17 protein-coding genes are annotated in these 16721 nt (G+C 63.0%); all 17 read right to left on the bottom strand.

The window, feature by feature from the left end:
• Window positions 1-112: 112 nt before the first annotated feature.
• Window positions 113-1339 (bottom strand): beta-ketoacyl-ACP synthase, encoded by a 1227-nt coding sequence (locus tag KGA81_RS02885; RefSeq protein ID WP_223544496.1) that lies wholly within the window; start codon window positions 1337-1339, stop codon window positions 113-115.
• The gene (fabG, locus tag KGA81_RS02880) at window positions 1339-2067 is read right to left on the bottom strand and encodes a 3-oxoacyl-ACP reductase FabG (RefSeq protein ID WP_102671137.1); all 729 of its coding nucleotides are present in this window, start codon (window positions 2065-2067) and stop codon (window positions 1339-1341) included. Before fabG ends, KGA81_RS02885 begins: the two co-directional genes overlap by 1 nt.
• Window positions 2064-2525 carry a hotdog family protein gene (locus KGA81_RS02875; RefSeq protein WP_223544495.1) on the bottom strand — a complete coding sequence of 154 codons (462 nt, stop codon included), beginning with the start codon at window positions 2523-2525 and terminating at the stop codon, window positions 2064-2066. Before KGA81_RS02875 ends, fabG begins: the two co-directional genes overlap by 4 nt.
• On the bottom strand, window positions 2522-3718 hold the full coding sequence (locus tag KGA81_RS02870; protein WP_223544494.1) for a beta-ketoacyl-[acyl-carrier-protein] synthase family protein: 1197 nt from the start codon (window positions 3716-3718) through the stop codon (window positions 2522-2524). Before KGA81_RS02870 ends, KGA81_RS02875 begins: the two co-directional genes overlap by 4 nt.
• Window positions 3715-4332, bottom strand: a complete 618-nt coding sequence (locus KGA81_RS02865) for a hypothetical protein (protein WP_223544493.1) — start codon at window positions 4330-4332, stop codon at window positions 3715-3717. Before KGA81_RS02865 ends, KGA81_RS02870 begins: the two co-directional genes overlap by 4 nt.
• A complete protein-coding gene (locus tag KGA81_RS02860) occupies window positions 4332-5057 on the bottom strand; it encodes a class I SAM-dependent methyltransferase (protein ID WP_223544492.1) in 726 nt (241 codons plus the stop codon). Before KGA81_RS02860 ends, KGA81_RS02865 begins: the two co-directional genes overlap by 1 nt.
• The gene (locus KGA81_RS02855) at window positions 5054-6301 is read right to left on the bottom strand and encodes an NAD(P)/FAD-dependent oxidoreductase (protein WP_223544491.1); all 1248 of its coding nucleotides are present in this window, start codon (window positions 6299-6301) and stop codon (window positions 5054-5056) included. The genes KGA81_RS02860 and KGA81_RS02855 overlap by 4 nt, the downstream gene beginning before the upstream one ends.
• Window positions 6288-7448: a sodium:proton antiporter gene (locus tag KGA81_RS02850; protein ID WP_223544490.1), complete on the bottom strand. Its 1161-nt coding sequence runs from the start codon at window positions 7446-7448 to the stop codon at window positions 6288-6290. The genes KGA81_RS02855 and KGA81_RS02850 overlap by 14 nt, the downstream gene beginning before the upstream one ends.
• Window positions 7445-9784: an MMPL family transporter gene (locus KGA81_RS02845; protein WP_223544489.1), complete on the bottom strand. Its 2340-nt coding sequence runs from the start codon at window positions 9782-9784 to the stop codon at window positions 7445-7447. Before KGA81_RS02845 ends, KGA81_RS02850 begins: the two co-directional genes overlap by 4 nt.
• A complete protein-coding gene (locus KGA81_RS02840) occupies window positions 9768-10472 on the bottom strand; it encodes an outer membrane lipoprotein carrier protein LolA (protein ID WP_223544488.1) in 705 nt (234 codons plus the stop codon). The genes KGA81_RS02845 and KGA81_RS02840 overlap by 17 nt, the downstream gene beginning before the upstream one ends.
• Window positions 10469-10894, bottom strand: coding sequence for an acyl-CoA thioesterase (locus KGA81_RS02835; protein WP_223544487.1), 426 nt, complete (start codon window positions 10892-10894; stop codon window positions 10469-10471). The genes KGA81_RS02840 and KGA81_RS02835 overlap by 4 nt, the downstream gene beginning before the upstream one ends.
• Window positions 10887-12431, bottom strand: a complete 1545-nt coding sequence (gene hutH / locus KGA81_RS02830) for a histidine ammonia-lyase (RefSeq protein ID WP_223457701.1) — start codon at window positions 12429-12431, stop codon at window positions 10887-10889. The genes KGA81_RS02835 and hutH overlap by 8 nt, the downstream gene beginning before the upstream one ends.
• The gene (locus tag KGA81_RS02825; protein WP_223544486.1) at window positions 12412-13353 is read right to left on the bottom strand and encodes a glycosyl transferase; all 942 of its coding nucleotides are present in this window, start codon (window positions 13351-13353) and stop codon (window positions 12412-12414) included. The genes hutH and KGA81_RS02825 overlap by 20 nt, the downstream gene beginning before the upstream one ends.
• On the bottom strand, window positions 13350-14084 hold the full coding sequence (locus tag KGA81_RS02820; RefSeq protein ID WP_223544485.1) for a glycosyltransferase family 2 protein: 735 nt from the start codon (window positions 14082-14084) through the stop codon (window positions 13350-13352). The genes KGA81_RS02825 and KGA81_RS02820 overlap by 4 nt, the downstream gene beginning before the upstream one ends.
• A 155-nt stretch (window positions 14085-14239) precedes the next feature.
• Complete coding sequence (locus KGA81_RS02815; RefSeq protein WP_223544484.1) at window positions 14240-15919, bottom strand: acyl-CoA synthetase family protein; 1680 nt, start codon at window positions 15917-15919, stop codon at window positions 14240-14242.
• Complete coding sequence (locus tag KGA81_RS02810) at window positions 15916-16461, bottom strand: hypothetical protein (protein ID WP_223544483.1); 546 nt, start codon at window positions 16459-16461, stop codon at window positions 15916-15918. Before KGA81_RS02810 ends, KGA81_RS02815 begins: the two co-directional genes overlap by 4 nt.
• A complete protein-coding gene (locus tag KGA81_RS02805) occupies window positions 16458-16712 on the bottom strand; it encodes an acyl carrier protein (RefSeq protein ID WP_223544482.1) in 255 nt (84 codons plus the stop codon). Before KGA81_RS02805 ends, KGA81_RS02810 begins: the two co-directional genes overlap by 4 nt.
• Window positions 16713-16721: the final 9 nt, after the last annotated feature.

Here is a 16721-nt window from a genome sequence, read left to right as displayed (position 1 = left end):
GGGAGCTTGCTCCCGCTGGACTGCGCAGCAGTCCCCTTTTGGGGCCGCTACGCGACCCAGCGGGAGCAAGCTCCCTCGCCACAGGTTATTCATCGCTCTTCAAATTGCCTTGTTACGACCAGCGCTTGAAAATCAGCGAAGTATTCACCCCGCCAAACGCAAAGTTATTGTTCATCACATAGTTATTTTTCATCTGCCGAAACTCGCCGCGCAGGTAGTCTAACTTACCGCAATGGGGGTCGACTTCGTCGAGGTTGAAGGTGTGCACGTAGAGGTCGCGGTTGAGCATTTCAATGCTGAACCAGGACTCCAGCGCACCGCAGGCGCCGAGGGTGTGGCCCAGGAAGCTCTTCTGTGAGCTGATCGGCATGTGTTCGCCGAACAGGCTGCTGGTGGCCAGGGTTTCGGCGATGTCGCCCTGTTCGGTGGCGGTGCCGTGGCCGTTGACGTAGCCGATGTCCGAAGGTTTCAGCCCGGCGTCTTCCAGGGCCAGTTCCATGGCCCGGCGCATGGTGACCTGTTCCGGGCGGGTGGTGTGCTGGCCGTCGGCGTTGCTGCCGAAGCCGACGATCTCGGCATGGATGTGGGCACCGCGGGCCAGGGCGTGTTCCAGTTCTTCGAGCACCAGCATGCCGCCGCCTTCGCCGATCACCAGGCCGTCGCGTGTGCTGTCGTAAGGGCGCGGGCTGCGTTGCGGGGTGTCGTTTTTCAGGCTGGTGGCGTAGAGCGCGTCGAAGACCATGGCTTCGGTCGGGCACAGTTCCTCGGCACCGCCGGCGAGCATCAGTGGCAGGCGCCCGAACTTGATCGCCTCGTAGGCATAGCCGATGCCCTGGCTGCCGCTGGTGCAGGCGCTGGACGTCGGGATCAGGCGGCCGGTGAGGCCGAAGAAGATGCTGATATTGGCTGCGGTGGTGTGCGGCATCATGCGCACGTAGGAGTTGGCGTTCAGCCCCTCGGCCACCGAGTTGAGCAGCATGTTGCCGAAGGCCTTGATCTCGTCGGTGCTACCGGTCGAGGAGCCGCAGGCGACGCCCATGCGCCCGTCCTTGATCGATTCGTCACCCAATAATCCGGCGTCGGCCAGTGCCAGTTCCGACGCGCCGACGGCCAGCCGTGATACCCGGCCCATGCTGCGCAGTTGCTTGCGGGTCCAGTGGCTCGGCACCTTGAAGTCATCGATGGGGCCAGCCAGGCGCGTGTTGAGCTCGGTAAAACGATCCCACTCGTCCATCCGGCGGATGCCGCTGCGGTTGGCCGCGAAGTTGCCGGCGATGGTGTCCCAGTCGCTGCCCAGTGAGGTGATGCCGGCCATGCCGGTGACGACGACGCGCTTCATCAGCACAGGCCTCCGTTGACGGCCAGAACCTGCCGGGTGATGTACGAGGCTTCCGCCGACATCAGGAAATTCACCGCGCCGGCCACCTCTTCAGGGGTGCCCATGCGTTGTGCGGGGATCATTTTCATCAGTTCTTCCACTGGCACGTTTTCGTCGAGCATGGCTGTGTCGATCAGGCCGGGGGCGACACAGTTGACGGTGATTTTGCGCTTGCCCAGTTCGATCGCCAATGCCTTGGCCGCGCCGATCAACCCGGCCTTGGAGGCGCTGTAGTTGACCTGGCCACGGTTGCCGATCAGCCCGGATACCGAGGTGATGCAGACAATCCGCCCGGCGGCGCGACGCCGAATCATCGGCATCATCACCGGGTGCAGCACGTTGTAGAAACCGTCGAGATTGGTGCGCATCACCACATCCCAGTCTTCCTCGCTCAAGGCCGGAAAGGCTCCATCGCGGGTCAGGCCGGCATTGAGCACTACGCCGTAATAGGCGCCGTGGGTTTCCACGTCGGCTTCGAGAATTTCCTTGCAACGGGCGCGGTCGGCCACATCGAACTGCAGGATGCGCGCACGACGGCCCAAGGCCTCGACTTCGGCCTTGACGGCTTCGGCGTCGGCCAGGCCGCTGCGGCAATGCAACACGATGTCGTGCCCGGCCTGGGCCAGACGCAAGGCGATGGCACGGCCGATGCCACGGCTGGAACCGGTGACCAGTACGGATTCAGTCATGACTGGACTCCTTCGGGTTCATGGAGATATTGAGCGGCCCGGGGTGGGCGATACACGTTCAGACGGGCGCTGGCGTGAATGCCGGGGGCGTTGATGTGACATTCGAACACGCCCATGCCGTTATCGTCTTCCAGGGAGCGAATCCCGTGGATGGTCAATTCGGTACCGGCCGGGAAGCTTTCGACGTTGCATTCGAACTTTCGGCTGCCGAGCAGGAAGCCCAACTCCACCGCATCACCGCGTTGACGCGCATGACAACCGGCGAAGGCGGCCACGCTCTGGGCCATCAGTTCTATGCCAACCCAGGCCGGCAGGCTGCCGTCGGGCAGATTGAACAGGCCATTTGGCTTGACGGTCAGGCGCGTGTGAATCTGCTCTTCATCGAACGCCAGGATCCGGTCGATAAAGATCATGTCGCCAGCGTGGGGCAGCAATTCGGCGATCGGCCAGTCAATCATGGGGCGTCTCCGATAATCAGGCTGACGTTGTTGCCACCGAAGGCAAAGGAATTGCTCATCAGGTAGCGGGGTGCAATGGACGTCAGGCGAGTGGCCGGGGTCACCCATTGCAGCGGTGGCAGTTCGGGGTCGGGCTGCCCGTCCCAGACATGTGGCGGCAGGGCGTGCGTGTGATTGTCCGGGCTCAGGCTCAACCAGCAGAACGCCGCTTCCAGCGCCCCGGCGGCACCGAGGGTGTGGCCGGTCATGGGTTTGCTCGACGAACAGGGTACGCCGACCGGGAACAGTGTCGCCACGGCCTGGCTCTCCATGGCGTCGTTGTGTTGGGTGGCGGTGCCGTGCAGGTTCAGATAAGCGATCTGCTCCGGTTGCAGGTTGGCGCGGCCCAAGGCTTTGCGCATGGCTTGCAGGGCGCCACGCCCGGTCGGTTCCGGGGCGGATATGTGATGCGCATCGGAGCTGGCGCCGCTGCCGAGCAGGGCAATCGGTTGGCTGTCGCCTGCACGTTTGGTCATCAGGAACAGCACCGCCGCTTCGCCAATGTTGATGCCATTGCGGTTCACCGAAAACGGATTGCAGCGTTGTTCCGAGACTGCTTCCAGCGCCGAGAAACCGTTGAGGGTCAGCTTGCACAAGGTGTCGACACCGCCACACAGCACCGCGTCGCAGATGCCCAGGTCCAACAGGCGCTGGGCGCTCATCAAGGCTCGGGCGCTGGAGGTGCAAGCCGTGGAAATGACATAGGCCGGCCCGCTCAGTTGCAGCCACTCGGCGAGGAAGTTCGCCGGCGCCCCGAGTTCCTGTTGCTGATAGTCGTACTCGGCAGGGAACTGCTTTTCACGCAGGTAATACGCCAGGCTCTGGCTGGCCTCGTCGATACCCGAGGTGCTGGTGCCCAGCACGACACCGATGCGGTCGCGGCCGTAGGTCTGGATCGCGCTGTCGATGTCCGGGCGGATCTGCAGCGTGGCTTCCATCAACAACTGATTGTTGCGACTGTGATGGCGCGACAGGTCGGCTGGCAGGGTTGCCAGTTTGCCCTGGACCGCACCGACCGGCAGCGTGCGTTGCGGTACCCAACCGGTTTGTTCGCGCATGCCGCTGCAGTCGCCGGCAAACAGGTTGCGGGCAACTTCCTGCTTGTCGCGGCCCAGCGCGCAGACCAATCCGAGGGCATTGAGGTAAGCCGTCATGGCGATTCACCGCTCAGGGGGGTGACTTGATAGCTCGGACCATGCGGTAACTTCAATTCAAAATTCTGCGGTTGTGCGTAATGGATGTCCCAGCGCTCGGGCAGGGACCGTTGTCTGCCGTACTGCCAGGCGCCGGGATAGTTGGCCGCCAGTTCATCTTGCGGTGTCAGCGCAAACAGCAGCGCCGCGAACAGCTCCCGGGCCTGTGGATTGGGGGGCAGGAAACCATCGGACTCCCAGGTTTTATCGATCAATCTCTGGCGGGCCTGGGGAATGCCCAACAGGTCCATCATCGACCAGCGAATACCCGCCTCTTCACGCTGGATCACCAGCACCCAGTCCTGGCGTTCGTCGGCCTGCCCGCGCTGGACGTGCAATTGCAGCGGCAGCGGCAGATCCGGATTGTGCACGGGCAGCGGCGCCCGGCCGGCGCAGGCGCTCAGCAGCACAGCCGCGGCGAGTAGCAGAAATTTCAGAGCACCTGCTACCCCTGTGGGAGCGAGCTTGCTCGCGATGGCGGCGGTACATTCAGCATAAGTGTTGACGGATCCACCGCTATCGCGAGCAAGCTCGCTCCCACAGGTTTGGTATTTCAAGCGGTTGGTAATCAACATCACACAGTTCCTTCAAAAGGTTTGCGCGCCACCACATTGACCAGGGTTTCTTCCCGTTGGCCAAAGGGTTTTGGCTTGCACACACCCAGCAGTTCGAGCAGGCCGAAATCCTTGGCGCGACTCCACCACAGGTACGGATAAGACAGGTTTTTCTCGGTAAATTCGAAACCCTGCCGGCGAATCATTTGCAGGTACTGCGCCGCGCTTTTCTGCACATGCATCGGGTGGCGGAATAACCAGCGGATCACCCAGGTATCAATGTAAGCCTCGGTGGATTCGGCGAACAGCAGATAACCGCCGGGTTTTAGCACGCGGTAGAACTCGGCCAGAGCCTGTTCCTGCTCCACCAGATGATGGAAGGTCTGGTGACAGAACAGCAGGTCGATACTGGCGTCCGGCAGGTTGAGGCTGGCGCAGTCACTGCCGAGCAACTCCACTTCCATGCTATGGCGCGCCGCTTCTTCGCGGCTCTGGTCCAGGCTGTGGGGATCAGCATCGACGCCAATCAGACGAGCGGGCGCGAAGACCTGACGTAGCAGCGCGAATGACTTGCCCTGACCGCAGCCGGCATCCAGCAGTACCGGATCGGCGGGCGGCGTGTCGCTGAACAGGCCGCGCAAATCGTTGATCGCCTCGCGCAGCACATAGTGTTGCCAGATCTGGCTGCGCAGAAACCACAACCCGAAACGGGTTTCTTCGACGTAGTGGTCGCTCAAATAGTTCATGACGCAGCCCTTGCACAGAATTCCGATATCACCTTCAACCGGCGCCTGGCTTCGCTGACGAACGGGTTGCTTTGATCCCAGGCATATCCGGCAAGTATCGAGCTGATCATCCCGCGGATTTCCGGCGAGCTGCCTTCATGGAAAATCACGTCCTGGAAGGTCCCGGCGTACCAGCCTTCGACATAGCAACGGAAGGTGTCGACGCCGCGCTTGAGCGGTTCGGCGAACTCGGTTTGCCAGTCGACGGCTTCACCTTGCAACTGACGGTGCAAGACCCCGGCGGCCATGCTCGCCGAACGCATGGCGATGGTCACGCCAGAGGAAAACACCGGGTCGAGGAATTCCGCGGCATTGCCCAGCAGCGCGAAGCCCGGGCCGTGCAGGGTTTTGACATTCGCCGAGTATCCGCCGATGGTCCGGGCCTCGGTGTCCCACTGCGCATTTTGCAACACGCTGGCCAGGCCTGGCGTCTCGGCGATAAAGCCGCGCAGGCACTCGTCCAGATTGCCGCTGCGGCCAGCGAAACGTTCCTCGGCGGCGACCACGCCGACCGAGCAGCGCCCGTTGCTGAACGGGATGGTCCAGAACCACACGTCGCGCTGGGTCGGATGAGTGGTCACGAGGATCTTGCTGCGGTCGAAAGACGCAAGGTCGATTCGGTCTTCGACGTGAGTGAACACGGCCTGACGCACCGGGAAATTCGACGGTGCCTCAAGGTCGAGCAAGCGCGGCAGCACGCGGCCGTAGCCACTGGCATCGAGCAGGAAATCGGCTTCGATGCGGTACTCGCTACCGTTTTCGCGGCGCACGCCAAGCTGTGGTTTTTCCGGGCCATTGTCGACGCTGACGATGGTTTCGCCGTAGCGGATCTCCACGCCTTGCAGCGCGGCCTGATCGGCCAGCAGCTTATCGAAATCGGCGCGCTGGACCTGAAAGGTCGTCGATTTGCCGTGGCTGAACGTCTCGCCGAAATCAAAGGCGCTGTAGCGCTCGCCCCAGGCAAACGCGGCACCGGTTTTCACCTGAAATCCGGCGGCGTTGACGGCGTCGAGCATGCCCGCTTCCTCGACGAAGTCCAGGCAATGGGCCAGCAGGCTCTCACCGATGGAAAACCGTGGGAAATGCTGACGCTCGATCACCAGCACATCGTGTCCCTTGCGCTTGAGCAGCGCGGCGGCGATGGCACCGGAAGGACCGGCGCCGATGATCACGACCTGGCGGCATTCCATTTCAACGGTTGGCATGAGGGCTCCTTGCCGGGACAGCGGCTTTCAGGGGGATACGGTGCATGCCGGTCAGGGCTGGCAGCAGTGTAGCGATCAGGCCCATCAGCATCAGGGCAAAGTACAGCGGCGGGCTGATGAGTTGCTGTTGCAGCAGCAGGTTGAGAAAAACGATTTCGCTCAAGCCACGAATGTTCAGCAGCACACTTTCCCGCCAGCGGCTGGCGCCAGCGAACGAGGCCCCGGCCCAGCCGAGGCCGAGCCAGTTGCCCAGCAGTTTGCTCAGCATCGGCAACAGCAGCAGGGCCGCCAACTGCGTCCAGCCGAGGCTGTCGATGGCGCTGTGTACGTTGATCTGCACGATGCCGAATGTGAGGATCAGCGGGATGGCGATGTACGTCTGCAAGCGACTCATCCACACGGCCGGCAACGGCAGCACCAGCGGCGCTTTCAGCGCGGCCATGATCAACACATAACCGATGCCGAAAATCAGCGCATTGAGCTTGTAGTGCTCGGCGACGACCAGCAGGGCGAAAAAGCACAGGCTGTAAAGCCATGTCTGGCGCAAACCGAGCAACCGCAGCAGCACCGGCAGGCAGGCGCCGGCCAGGGGCAGCAACAGGCTGCTCAGGTGCAGGCTGCCTTGGGCGATGCCGAACAGGGTCCAGCAGGCGAGGTCGATGAGGATCGCGGTTTGCACCAGTCGCCGGGTGGCGGCGGGTGGGTAATCGATGTGCCGCAGGTACAGGTACAGCACCGGAATCGCGGTGATGGCGAATAGCAGGCCGATGGCCAGCGAGCTGATCCACGGCTGCGCCGGCAATAACCAGACCGCCGTGGCCAGGCCGCAGGCAAACGGAATGCAAAAGCTGGGCAGGGCGATCTTCAGGCTCTGGCGATCCAGTTGCAGGTCGATCACGTCGCTGAGGATGTAGCCCAGCAACAGGGCAAAGCTCAGGCTGTAGAGGTTCTTCAGCCAGCCCGGCGCCACCAGCAGCGTACCGCTTAGTTGCCAATGCGGCTCGATCCAGAAATACATCAACAGCGGCAAGCCGAGGGTCGCCAGCAACAACTGGCTGACGATGGGAATCAGGCCGAAATACCGGCCGACACGGGTCGCCACCGCGAACAACGCCAGCGCCATCGCCCAGAACAGAACGACCGTCACGCTGCCCGCTCCACGGCCGTGGGCTCATGCACCTGGCGACCGGCCCACGGCGCGAGCAGGAAACTGAAGATCAGGCCCAGGCTCACCGACAGTCCGAAGTTGCTCACCGCCGGGGTGCTCGACACCGCCAGCAGCCCGAACGACAGCCAGGTGGTCAGCGCCGCCAGCAGGGTGCCCAGCAGACTCACGGCCGCGCCGCCGACCTGTTCGCGCATCAGGATCGCGTAATCGACGCTGATCGCCGTCACCAGCAGCAGGCCGAACAGGCTGAACAGGGTCAACGGTTGCCCCAGCCAGCCGAGGCTGGCCAGGCTGCATAACGCGGCCAGCAGGGGCAGGGACACAATGCGCAACGCACCGCCGAGGCCGAAGGGCAGCAACAGCACCAGCACGATCAGCACGCAGGAGGCGAGTTTCAGTTCTGCGGCACTGATTTGGGTGGCCGCGAAGACGTCGTTCAATTCACCCAGTCGATCCACCAGTGTCACGCCGGGTAAATCCTCACCCTGGAGCCGCAGCAGGGCCGGGTTGCTGATGCCTTGCAGGCTGACCATCGCCGCCACGCCGTCATCGGTCGGCCCCAGCCACAGGGGCCGGTAGGGTTCTGCCAACGGGCCGCTGAGCGCTGCGTCGATGTCCACGGTCGGCAGTGCCTGTAGCTTCGTCAGCTCGGCTTGCAGCGCCTCGGCCGGTATGCCGATGTCGAGCATCGGCTGCCAGAACGAAGGCAGTTTGCTCAACGCTTCGCGCACCTGTTGCTGTTCGTTCGGCGGGCTGACCAGTTGATTGAGTGACAGATAACCCTGGAGCTTTTCCAGGCCAATCAATTGATCCAGTCGCTCTCTCAGGGCGGTCTGGCGTTCGAGCAACTGCTGCTGATTGGCGGCACGTATCAGGAAGAACTGGCTGGTGGGTTGATAGCCGGTAATCCGGGCAATGGTCCGGGCTTCGTCGGTCAATTGTTGCGGCGCGCTGATCCACTGGCGGATGTCGTTTTTGCTGTCGAGCTGTAACAGGCCGCCTACGCAAAAGGCGATCAGCAACGCCAGCAAGACTGGCGTTTTCAGCTGTTTGAGCAGCGCTTCACGACAGTCCAGCAAAAGCTCGCAAATACGCAATGGCCACTGCGCCGGGCGCAGCTCTACGCCCTTGAGCAATGCCGGCAGCAGGCACACGGCGGACAGATAGGCGCCGAGCAAACCGGCGGCAGAGAACACGGCAATCTGGGTCAGCGCCGGGAAGGGGGTCCAGGCCAGGGCCAGATAGCCGATGCCGCTGGTGATCAGGCTCAGGGTCAATCCGGGCAAGGTCATGCGCAGGGCAGGCCAGCTGTGCCAGGGCTTGAGGCTCCAGCTCTTGGACAGGTAATGCAGCGGGTAATCGATGGCAACGCCGATCAGGCTCGAACCCAGCACCAGGGTCATCACGTGCATATGGCCGAACAACGCCACGCAGGCCACCGCACCGAAGAGCATGCCGACTAGCACCGGCACGAACGCCAGCAAGACGCGCCAGCGCCGGAAGGCCAATAGCAGCAGCAACAAAATCCCGACGGTGGCACCGCCCCCGACCCAGGTCATCTCCCGGGCGGCCTGCTGTTGCCCGTTGGCTGCGTACAACAGGCCGCTGGCGGCGAGCAGTTGCACGTCGTGCCCGGCAGCCTCTTCGCGACTGTGCTCGAGCAGGTCGGCCACTTGCAGCGGCAGGTTCATGTCGAAGGCATTGCCGGTGGTGCGCGCGCGCAGCAGCACCCAGCTCTTGCCGTCGGCATCGGCGACCAGGGTACCGCTGCCGATGTCCAGTTGCACCGAACCGCGTTGCGGCTGGCTGTTCTGGATGCGCCCGGTCAGGCCCAGCCAGTCGTCCTGGCTCGGCACCAGGCTGTAACCGTTGAACGGGTCGAATAACGCCTGCACCCGTTGCTGGATAAAGGTGTCGGGGTGCTCGATCAGCAGTTGTCGGTCCGCCGCCTGGAGCATCGCCAGGCGACCTTGCAGCAACTGCGTGCGCAACGCCGGCAAGTCGGCTTGCAGCGTCCACTGGACCTTTTCGAACAGTCCGCTGGCCTGCCATTGCTCGCCGAGGGTCTGCGCCATGGCGACGGCCTGCTGGCGATCGGTGTGGCCGACCAGCACCAGCATTTCGCGGTTCAGCGGTTCTTGCATGCGTTGTTCGGCGCGCAGTTCCAGGGCATCGGGCGCCGTACCGGGTACCAGTTCCATCAGGTTGGCCGACAGCGGCGCGGCGTCACGCCATTGCCAGCCGGCGAGCGCCAGTACGGCCAGCAGCAGGATCAGAAACAGCCGTGGCAACCACCGTTCACTCGGCAAAGTCATGTTGCTCCGCGTCGCTCAAGGGTTGGGTGCCGGTGCTGTCCTGCATGCGCAACAACGTGCTGTCACCCTGGGTTTCGAGCAGTTCGATGCTGTGCACCAGTTCTGCGCCGGTTATGTTGATCTGGTTGAACACCTGCTTGAGCAGCATCGAGCGCGGCATCAGCGTGAGCTTCCAGTTCTGCGCATCGCCGCTCAGGGACAATTCGAAATCCCTCTGCAGGCCGCTGCTGTCGCCTTGCAGAACGGCGAGGAACAAACGGTTCTGCTCGGCACCGGCGCTTTTGCCCGGCAGCATTTGCCAGACAATACCGTCACGCCGGGCAATGCCTTTGGCGGTGATGCGATAGTCCTGTTGCAGCGGCGTTTTGAGCAACCACAACAAGCCGTGGCTTTTTGCCAGGACGAATGTGCCCTTGCTGACCAGCGGCTGCGGCAGGGCGCGCAGGTGTTTTTCCTGGGTGAAACTGCCGTGGATCACCTCGGGCCTGGCCAGTTGATCGCTGAGTTGTTGCAGGTCGAAGGCATGGGCCAGTCCAGGCATGCCCAGTAACACGCAGAACACTGTAGGAGCGAGCTTGCTCGCGAAAAACCTGAGGACGCCGCGGACTGTCAGGTGCCCGGTGTCATCGTTAACGACCATCGCGAGCAAGCTCGCTCCTACAGGGGAGCGGGAGGGGCAGAAAGTCATCGCAGGGCCCTCTCTACGGCGTCGGTGAACACTGTCGGCGAGGCCAGTTGCATCTCGCGGCTGGCGAGGTCGACGGCGACCTGTATCGACATGGCCCGGGTCAAACGTTCACCGGTTTGCAGATCGCTGATCAGGTAATTGATCTTCAAACGGTTTTCCCACTCCACCAGGTTGGCGCGCACGTTCAGCGTCTGGCCGAACACCGCGCCGCGCACGTAGCGCAATTGCAGGTCGATCACCGGCCACGCGTAGCCTGACTCGTTCATCGCCGTGTAGTTGTGGCCGATCCTGTCCAGCAGCGCACAGCGGGCGACTTCCAGGTACTTGACGTAATGGCCGTGCCAGACCACGTGCATGCTGTCGACGTCAAAGAACGGTACGACGATTTCCGTGTCGGTGTAGAGAAATCCCTTGCTACGCATGCAGCCTCCAGTGTTGTTCGGCGATGCGTTGCAGGCACAGGCGCAATTCGCCTTCCAGCGCGCGGTCTTCGATGACCGGCGGGAAATCCTTGGCCAAGGCTTCATGCATGGCGGCCAAGGCGGGTGGCAGGGGGCGTGCATCTTCGGCCTGGCCGCGCAGCCAGACGCCCTGATTGGCCGCCAACAAGGTGGCGGCCGCCACCTGTTCAGTGAGCTCCAGCACGCGGATGGCATCGCGGGCGGCGATGGTGCCCATGCTCACCTTGTCCTGGTTGTGGCACTCGGTGGAGCGCGAGAAGACGCTGGCCGGCATGGTGTTCTTCAGCGCTTCGGCGGTCCAGGCACTGGTGCCGATCTGCACCGCCTTGAAGCCGTGGTTGAGCATGGCGCGGTCGGCCGTGGCGCCGGACAGGTTGCTCGGCAAACCGTGGTTGTAGCGCTCGTCCACCAGCAGTGCGAGCTGCCGATCCAGAAGGTCGGCGACGTTGGCCACGAGGTTCTTCAGGCTGTCCATGGCGAACGCGATGTGGCCGCCATAGAAGTGCCCACCGTGCAGCACGCGCTCGGCCTCGGCGTCGATGATCGGGTTGTCGTTGGCGCTGTTGAGCTCGATCTCGATGAACGAGCGCAGCCAGTTCAGGCTGTCGGCCAGCACGCCCAGCACATGGGGCGCGCAGCGCAGGGAATAGCGGTCTTGCAGGCGATGCAAGGGTGCGGTTGGCGCGTCGATGGCCAGATCCTGGCGCAACCACGCAGCGACTTGCATCTGCCCCGGGTGTGGCTTGGCGGCGAACAGGCGCTCGTCGAAGTGCTCCGGGTTGCCTTGCAGGGCGACCACGTTCAGCGCGGTGATGCGGGTGGCCAGATGCAGCAGGTAATCGGCACGGGCGTAGGCCAGGCAGGCCAGACCGGTCATCACCGCGGTGCCGTTCATCAGCGCCAGGGCTTCTTTCGGACGCAGCACCAGTGGCTGCCAACCGAGTTCGCGGTGCACATCGGCAGCTTGCCGGCGCTCGCCACGGAACATCACTTCGCGTTCGCCGGACAACGTGGCGGCCACGTACGAAAGCGGTGTCAGGTCACCGCTGGCGCCCACCGAACCTTCTTCCGGGATCAGCGGCAGGATGTCGTGCTCAAGGAACGCCTGCAGGCGTTCCAGCAGCTCCACGCGCACCCCGGAAACACCATGGCACAACGACTGCAAACGTGCGGCCAATACTGCGCGGGTGGCCTGGGCGTCGAGCAGTTTGCCCAGGCCGCAGCCGTGGAAGGTGTACAGATGACGGGGCAGCGCCTCGACGTGATGCAGCGGCACCGCGACCACGCAGGAATCGCCATAACCGGTGGTCACGCCGTAGATCACGCCTTCCTTGTCCAGCAGCGAGTCCAGAAAGCGCGCGCCCTTGGCGATGCGCTCGCGGTAGGCGGGATCGCTTTGCAACTGCGTCGGCACCTTGCGGTTGGCCAGGGCCAGCACGTCTTCAATGCGCAAAGGGCGTTCGCCGAAGGTTACCGGCTCAAGCGTTGGCGTCGTCATCGGTCTTCCAGAAAGGGTAAAAGTTGAACCATTGTTGGGGCGCTTCGAGGCAATAGTGACCCAGGCGTTCGGCGTAGCGGGAGGCCCACTGATGAATGACCTGCTCGCGGTCGCTGCGCTTCCAGGTGATTGCCTCAGCGAACGGCTCAATGGTCAGTCGATAGTCGCCGTCGGGCTTTTTCAGGCACAGCAGCAGGTTGATCGGGCATCTCAGCAGACCGGCCAGCAGCCACGGGCCTTGGGGGAACCTGGCCGGATGACCGAGGAAGTCCACGGTCACGCTGCGCCCACCGTGCAGCGGCACACGGTCGCCGGCAATCGCCAGCCACTCGCCACGCTCCAGGCGCTCGCTCAGTTGCAGCATGATCCCGGGGTCCAGTTCGCTGACCTGAATCAGGCGCAAATTGGTCGCTCCGGCTTCGCCCAGCAAGCGGTTGAACTGTTCGGCGTGCTTGGTGTGCACCAGCACGTTCATCGTGACTTTCTCGCCGATCTCCGCCAGTGCGCGGCAGACTTCCAGATTGCCCAGGTGTGCGCCCACCAGCATTTGCCCGCGAGCACCGCGCAACTGGTCACGCAGCAGCGCCGGGTCGATGATTTCGATGTGATCGATGCTCAGCTTGCCGTTCCAGACGTCAAGTTTGTCGAGCATGGAATCGGCGAAGGCCATGAACTGGCCGAATACCCGCCAATGGCTCGGGCGCAGTTCGCTACGCCCGCTCCAGCCGGCCAGGCGTTGCTGGTATTGCCAGGCACTGTGTCGGGCGCTGCGGCCGAACAGGAAAAAGTACGAAACGATGCCATACAGCAGCGGACTCAACAGCCGACGCCCCAGCACTTTGGCGGCGAACGCGGTGAGCTTCATCAGCCAGAAACTGCCGCGCTCCTCGCGGTCGGCCCAGTGTTGTTTGTCTGCGCTCATGCCCGCCACCGTCGCCAGAGGATCATGGGCGAGCGCAGCAACATGCCGAAAAACAACCGCGTGTGCATGCTGGAAATCAGCACGTTGTCGTGGAACATCCGAAAATGCGAAACGCCGTCCAGCGGGTAATGGACTTTGGTTTGCAGCCATAACATCGGCTGATTGCGCCAGGCCAGGCGCACCAGAATGTCCGAGTCGAAGTCCATGCGCTTGCCGATTTTCGCTGACTCGATCAACGCCAGTACCGGTGGCAGCGGGTAGACCCGGAAACCGCACATGGAGTCGCGAATCTGCAACGACAGGGTGTTGATCCAGACCATGACGTGAGTCAGGTAGCGCGCATGCAAGCGGCCTTTCGGCACGCTGGCGTCAAATTGCGGATAACCGCAAATCACCGCTTGTGGGTGACGGCGTGATTGTTCGATGAAGCGTTGGACGTCCTGCAAATCGTGCTGACCATCGGCATCCACCTGCAAGGCATGGCTGAAACCCAGGCGCGACGCTTCGCGCAAGCCGGTCATGACCGCGCCACCCTTGCCCTGGTTTTCAGCGAGGCGGATCAGGTAAACCATGTCACGCTGGGCCAGGCGATCCAGCACCCGGGCGCAGCTCGGACTGCTGGCATCGTCCACCAGAATGCACGGCAGATGGCTGGCGATCAGGGCATCGACCACTGTGGTGATGGCGTCTTCGTGGTTGTACACCGGGACGATGGCACAGGGGCTATGCATGCACTGAAACCTCCGCAGAACCCTTGTGGCGAGGGAGCTTGCTCCCGTTCGAGTGCGGAGCACTCGCCATGTAATCGGCATCGAATGGTTTTGGGGCCGCTTCGCAGCCCAGCGGGAGCAAGCTCCCTCGCCACAAAAAGCCGGTTTGCCAAAGCTTATACATGCACCGCCTCCAGCAAGATCCGCCCGCTGGAGCAGGTGGCGGTTTCGTTGCGATAGGCGAAATACAGTTTGCCGCGCACCGGGTCGAAGCGCAGGTGCAGCTGGATCTCATCGCCCGGGCGCACCAGCTGCTGGAACTTCAGGACTTCCATGCCGGCGAATTTTTTCGGCAGGTTCATCAGTTGCTGGCCCAGGCTCAGCGCCCAGTCCACCTGCACCACGCCAGGCAATACCGGCGCCGTGGGGAAATGACCGCTGAAATAGGCCAGGTCGGGTGGCACGGCCAATTGCAGGCTCCATTCGCCATTGCTTTCGACTTGCTCCAGAACCTGCGGGGCTTTGGGGCGCGGCGCCAGCAGCAGGGCATCGACGTCGGCCTGGGGCAGTTTGCCCTGAGTGTTCAACGGCAGTTGGCGCAGCAGGCGCCAGCGTCTTGGCAGGGCCAGGGCTTCGCAGTGTTGGCTCAGGTGTTGGCGCAATTGCTCGGTGAGGTTGCGTCGGCCCTGATTGCGCAGCACATGCAAGCCGGCCTCGCTCAGCACCAGCAATGCCCCCAGGGAGGCGCGGTTTTCCTGAACGACGCCGAGCCGCGCTTCGGCGACCCACTCATGGGCCATCAGTGCCTGTTCCAGCATCGGCAGCGAGATGCGTTTTTCTTCCAGTTTGACGATCCGGTCCAGTCGCCCGAGCAACTCGAAGCGCCCATCGACGGCGATGCGCGCCGAATCGGCAGTGTGTTCGACATGGCCACTTGGTAAATAGGGCGAAGCGATCAGCAGTGCACCCTCACTGTCTTGAGTCAGCGTGACTTCGGCAAAGGGTCGCCAGAGTTCAGCGCCCTGACGCCAGGCGATGCCGCCGGTTTCCGAGCTGCCGAAGATTTCCGTTGGCCATTGCCCCAGACGCTCATGCAGGCTCCGTGCGGCCTCGACCGGCAATGCGCCGCCGGAGGAAAACACCCGGCGCACTGAGCTCAAGGCAGGCCAGTCGAGGTTGTCGCCCATGCGTTTGAGCAGCGCCGGGCTGGCCACCCAGGCGAAGGCCGGGCATTCGCGGCTGGCGCGTTGCAGGTCTTCTGGAAAGGCCAGCTGTCGACGCACGAACGACCGCCCGGCGCACAGCGGCCACAGCACCCGAAACAGCAGACCGTAGATGTGCTGGGTGGCGACGCTGCCGATGATGCACGCCGGGCCCAGGTCGGGGCCCCACAGCTGTTCAAGGGCCTGGACTTCATTGGCCAGTTGGCGCAGGTTTTTTTCGATGCGCTTGGGCTCGCCACTGGAGCCCGACGTGCACAGGCTGAGCTGGCATTGATCGAAATCCAGCGCGGCGGCACTGAGCGGCGGCTGTTGGAAATCGCCAAGGTGTGCATCGCCGGGCTGATCGGTCAGCCACAGATCGACGTCATCCGACCAACGTTGGCGAGTCTGCGGTTGCAGGTCGGACGGCAGCAACACACTGACCCCGGCACGCCAGGCGCCAAGCAACGCGATCGCCAGATCGGCGGCGTCCTCGAGGTGCACGGCCATCTGCCGTACACCCCCGGCTTGCAGGCCGGCGGCCAGGCGCAGCGCCTGTTCGCACAGTTGGGCGTGATTCAGCGCCGGAGCGGTCGTTACGGCGCGCTCCAGCTGAGCCTTGAGCAGCAGGTGCTCAAGTTTTATCCAATTCATGGGCGGCCTCGTACCCTTTGTCGTATGAGCCATTCAAGGGCAAACATCAGGCCTATCAATCCGTAGGAAATCAGGCCGGTGTACAGGGTCCACCAGCTCAGCGGCGCCCAGAGGGTCAGGGCGGCGGCGCACACACCGTTGCAAAGAAAAAAAACGCTCCAGGCGATGGTGACCTGACGGGTATAGCGAATGCCCTCGGCTGGCAATTGCGGCTCGCGTACCCGGGCCAGGCGTTCAACGATCGGTGGGCCGAATGTCAGGCTCGATCCGAACAGCACCAGCATGAAGGCGCTGATCAGCACCGGATACCAGCGCAACAGCGCCGGGCTGTCGAACAGTGCCAACAACAGGCAGAACGCAATGGCCACGGCGGCCATCCACAGGCTGCCAGGCCGTCGTTGGCCGGTCAGCGCCCGGGCCAGCCACAGTCCGCCCAGTAGCAGCCCGAACTGCCACGGGGCGAAATGCTCCATGCCGAAATACACCGCGAAGGGATACAAAAGGCCTGCCAGCAGCAGGCCGAGGCCAATCAGTCGATTCATGCGGCCGGTTGAACCAGACGGTAGACCGCCTCGACCACGTCACCGACGGTACGCACCGATTTGAATTCTTCGGCGGCGATTTTCTTGCCGGTCTGACGTTTGATGTGATCGATCAGGTCGACCGCGTCGATGCTGTCGATTTCCAGGTCCTGATACAGGTTGGAATCCAGGCTCACACGCTCAGGGTCCAGCTCGAAAAGCTCGACCAAGGCATCGCGCAGGGTGTTGAAAATGTCGTCACGAGTTTGCATGGTCCGGTC

Source organism: Pseudomonas sp. A-B-19 (assembly GCF_019947515.1).
Taxonomy (GTDB): domain Bacteria; phylum Pseudomonadota; class Gammaproteobacteria; order Pseudomonadales; family Pseudomonadaceae; genus Aquipseudomonas.
The sequence above is the reverse complement of the archived record's forward strand: the minus strand, read 5'-3'. Positions and strand labels throughout refer to the sequence as shown.

Bases quoted from the DNA above. Each gene is read 5' to 3' on its own strand.
- KGA81_RS02885 (WP_223544496.1), bottom strand. From the start codon at position 1,339: ATGAAGCGCGTCGTCGTCACCGGCATGGCCGGCATCACCTCACTGGGC.
- fabG (WP_102671137.1), bottom strand. From the start codon at position 2,067: ATGACTGAATCCGTACTGGTCACCGGTTCCAGCCGTGGCATCGGCCGT.
- KGA81_RS02875 (WP_223544495.1), bottom strand. From the start codon at position 2,525: ATGATTGACTGGCCGATCGCCGAATTGCTGCCCCACGCTGGCGACATG.
- KGA81_RS02870 (WP_223544494.1), bottom strand. From the start codon at position 3,718: ATGACGGCTTACCTCAATGCCCTCGGATTGGTCTGCGCGCTGGGCCGC.
- KGA81_RS02865 (WP_223544493.1), bottom strand. From the start codon at position 4,332: ATGTTGATTACCAACCGCTTGAAATACCAAACCTGTGGGAGCGAGCTT.
- KGA81_RS02860 (WP_223544492.1), bottom strand. From the start codon at position 5,057: ATGAACTATTTGAGCGACCACTACGTCGAAGAAACCCGTTTCGGGTTG.
- KGA81_RS02855 (WP_223544491.1), bottom strand. From the start codon at position 6,301: ATGCCAACCGTTGAAATGGAATGCCGCCAGGTCGTGATCATCGGCGCC.
- KGA81_RS02845 (WP_223544489.1), bottom strand. From the start codon at position 9,784: ATGACTTTGCCGAGTGAACGGTGGTTGCCACGGCTGTTTCTGATCCTG.
- KGA81_RS02840 (WP_223544488.1), bottom strand. From the start codon at position 10,472: ATGACTTTCTGCCCCTCCCGCTCCCCTGTAGGAGCGAGCTTGCTCGCG.
- KGA81_RS02835 (WP_223544487.1), bottom strand. From the start codon at position 10,894: ATGCGTAGCAAGGGATTTCTCTACACCGACACGGAAATCGTCGTACCG.
- hutH (WP_223457701.1), bottom strand. From the start codon at position 12,431: ATGACGACGCCAACGCTTGAGCCGGTAACCTTCGGCGAACGCCCTTTG.
- KGA81_RS02825 (WP_223544486.1), bottom strand. From the start codon at position 13,353: ATGAGCGCAGACAAACAACACTGGGCCGACCGCGAGGAGCGCGGCAGT.
- KGA81_RS02820 (WP_223544485.1), bottom strand. From the start codon at position 14,084: ATGCATAGCCCCTGTGCCATCGTCCCGGTGTACAACCACGAAGACGCC.
- KGA81_RS02815 (WP_223544484.1), bottom strand. From the start codon at position 15,919: ATGAATTGGATAAAACTTGAGCACCTGCTGCTCAAGGCTCAGCTGGAG.
- KGA81_RS02810 (WP_223544483.1), bottom strand. From the start codon at position 16,461: ATGAATCGACTGATTGGCCTCGGCCTGCTGCTGGCAGGCCTTTTGTAT.
- KGA81_RS02805 (WP_223544482.1), bottom strand. From the start codon at position 16,712: ATGCAAACTCGTGACGACATTTTCAACACCCTGCGCGATGCCTTGGTC.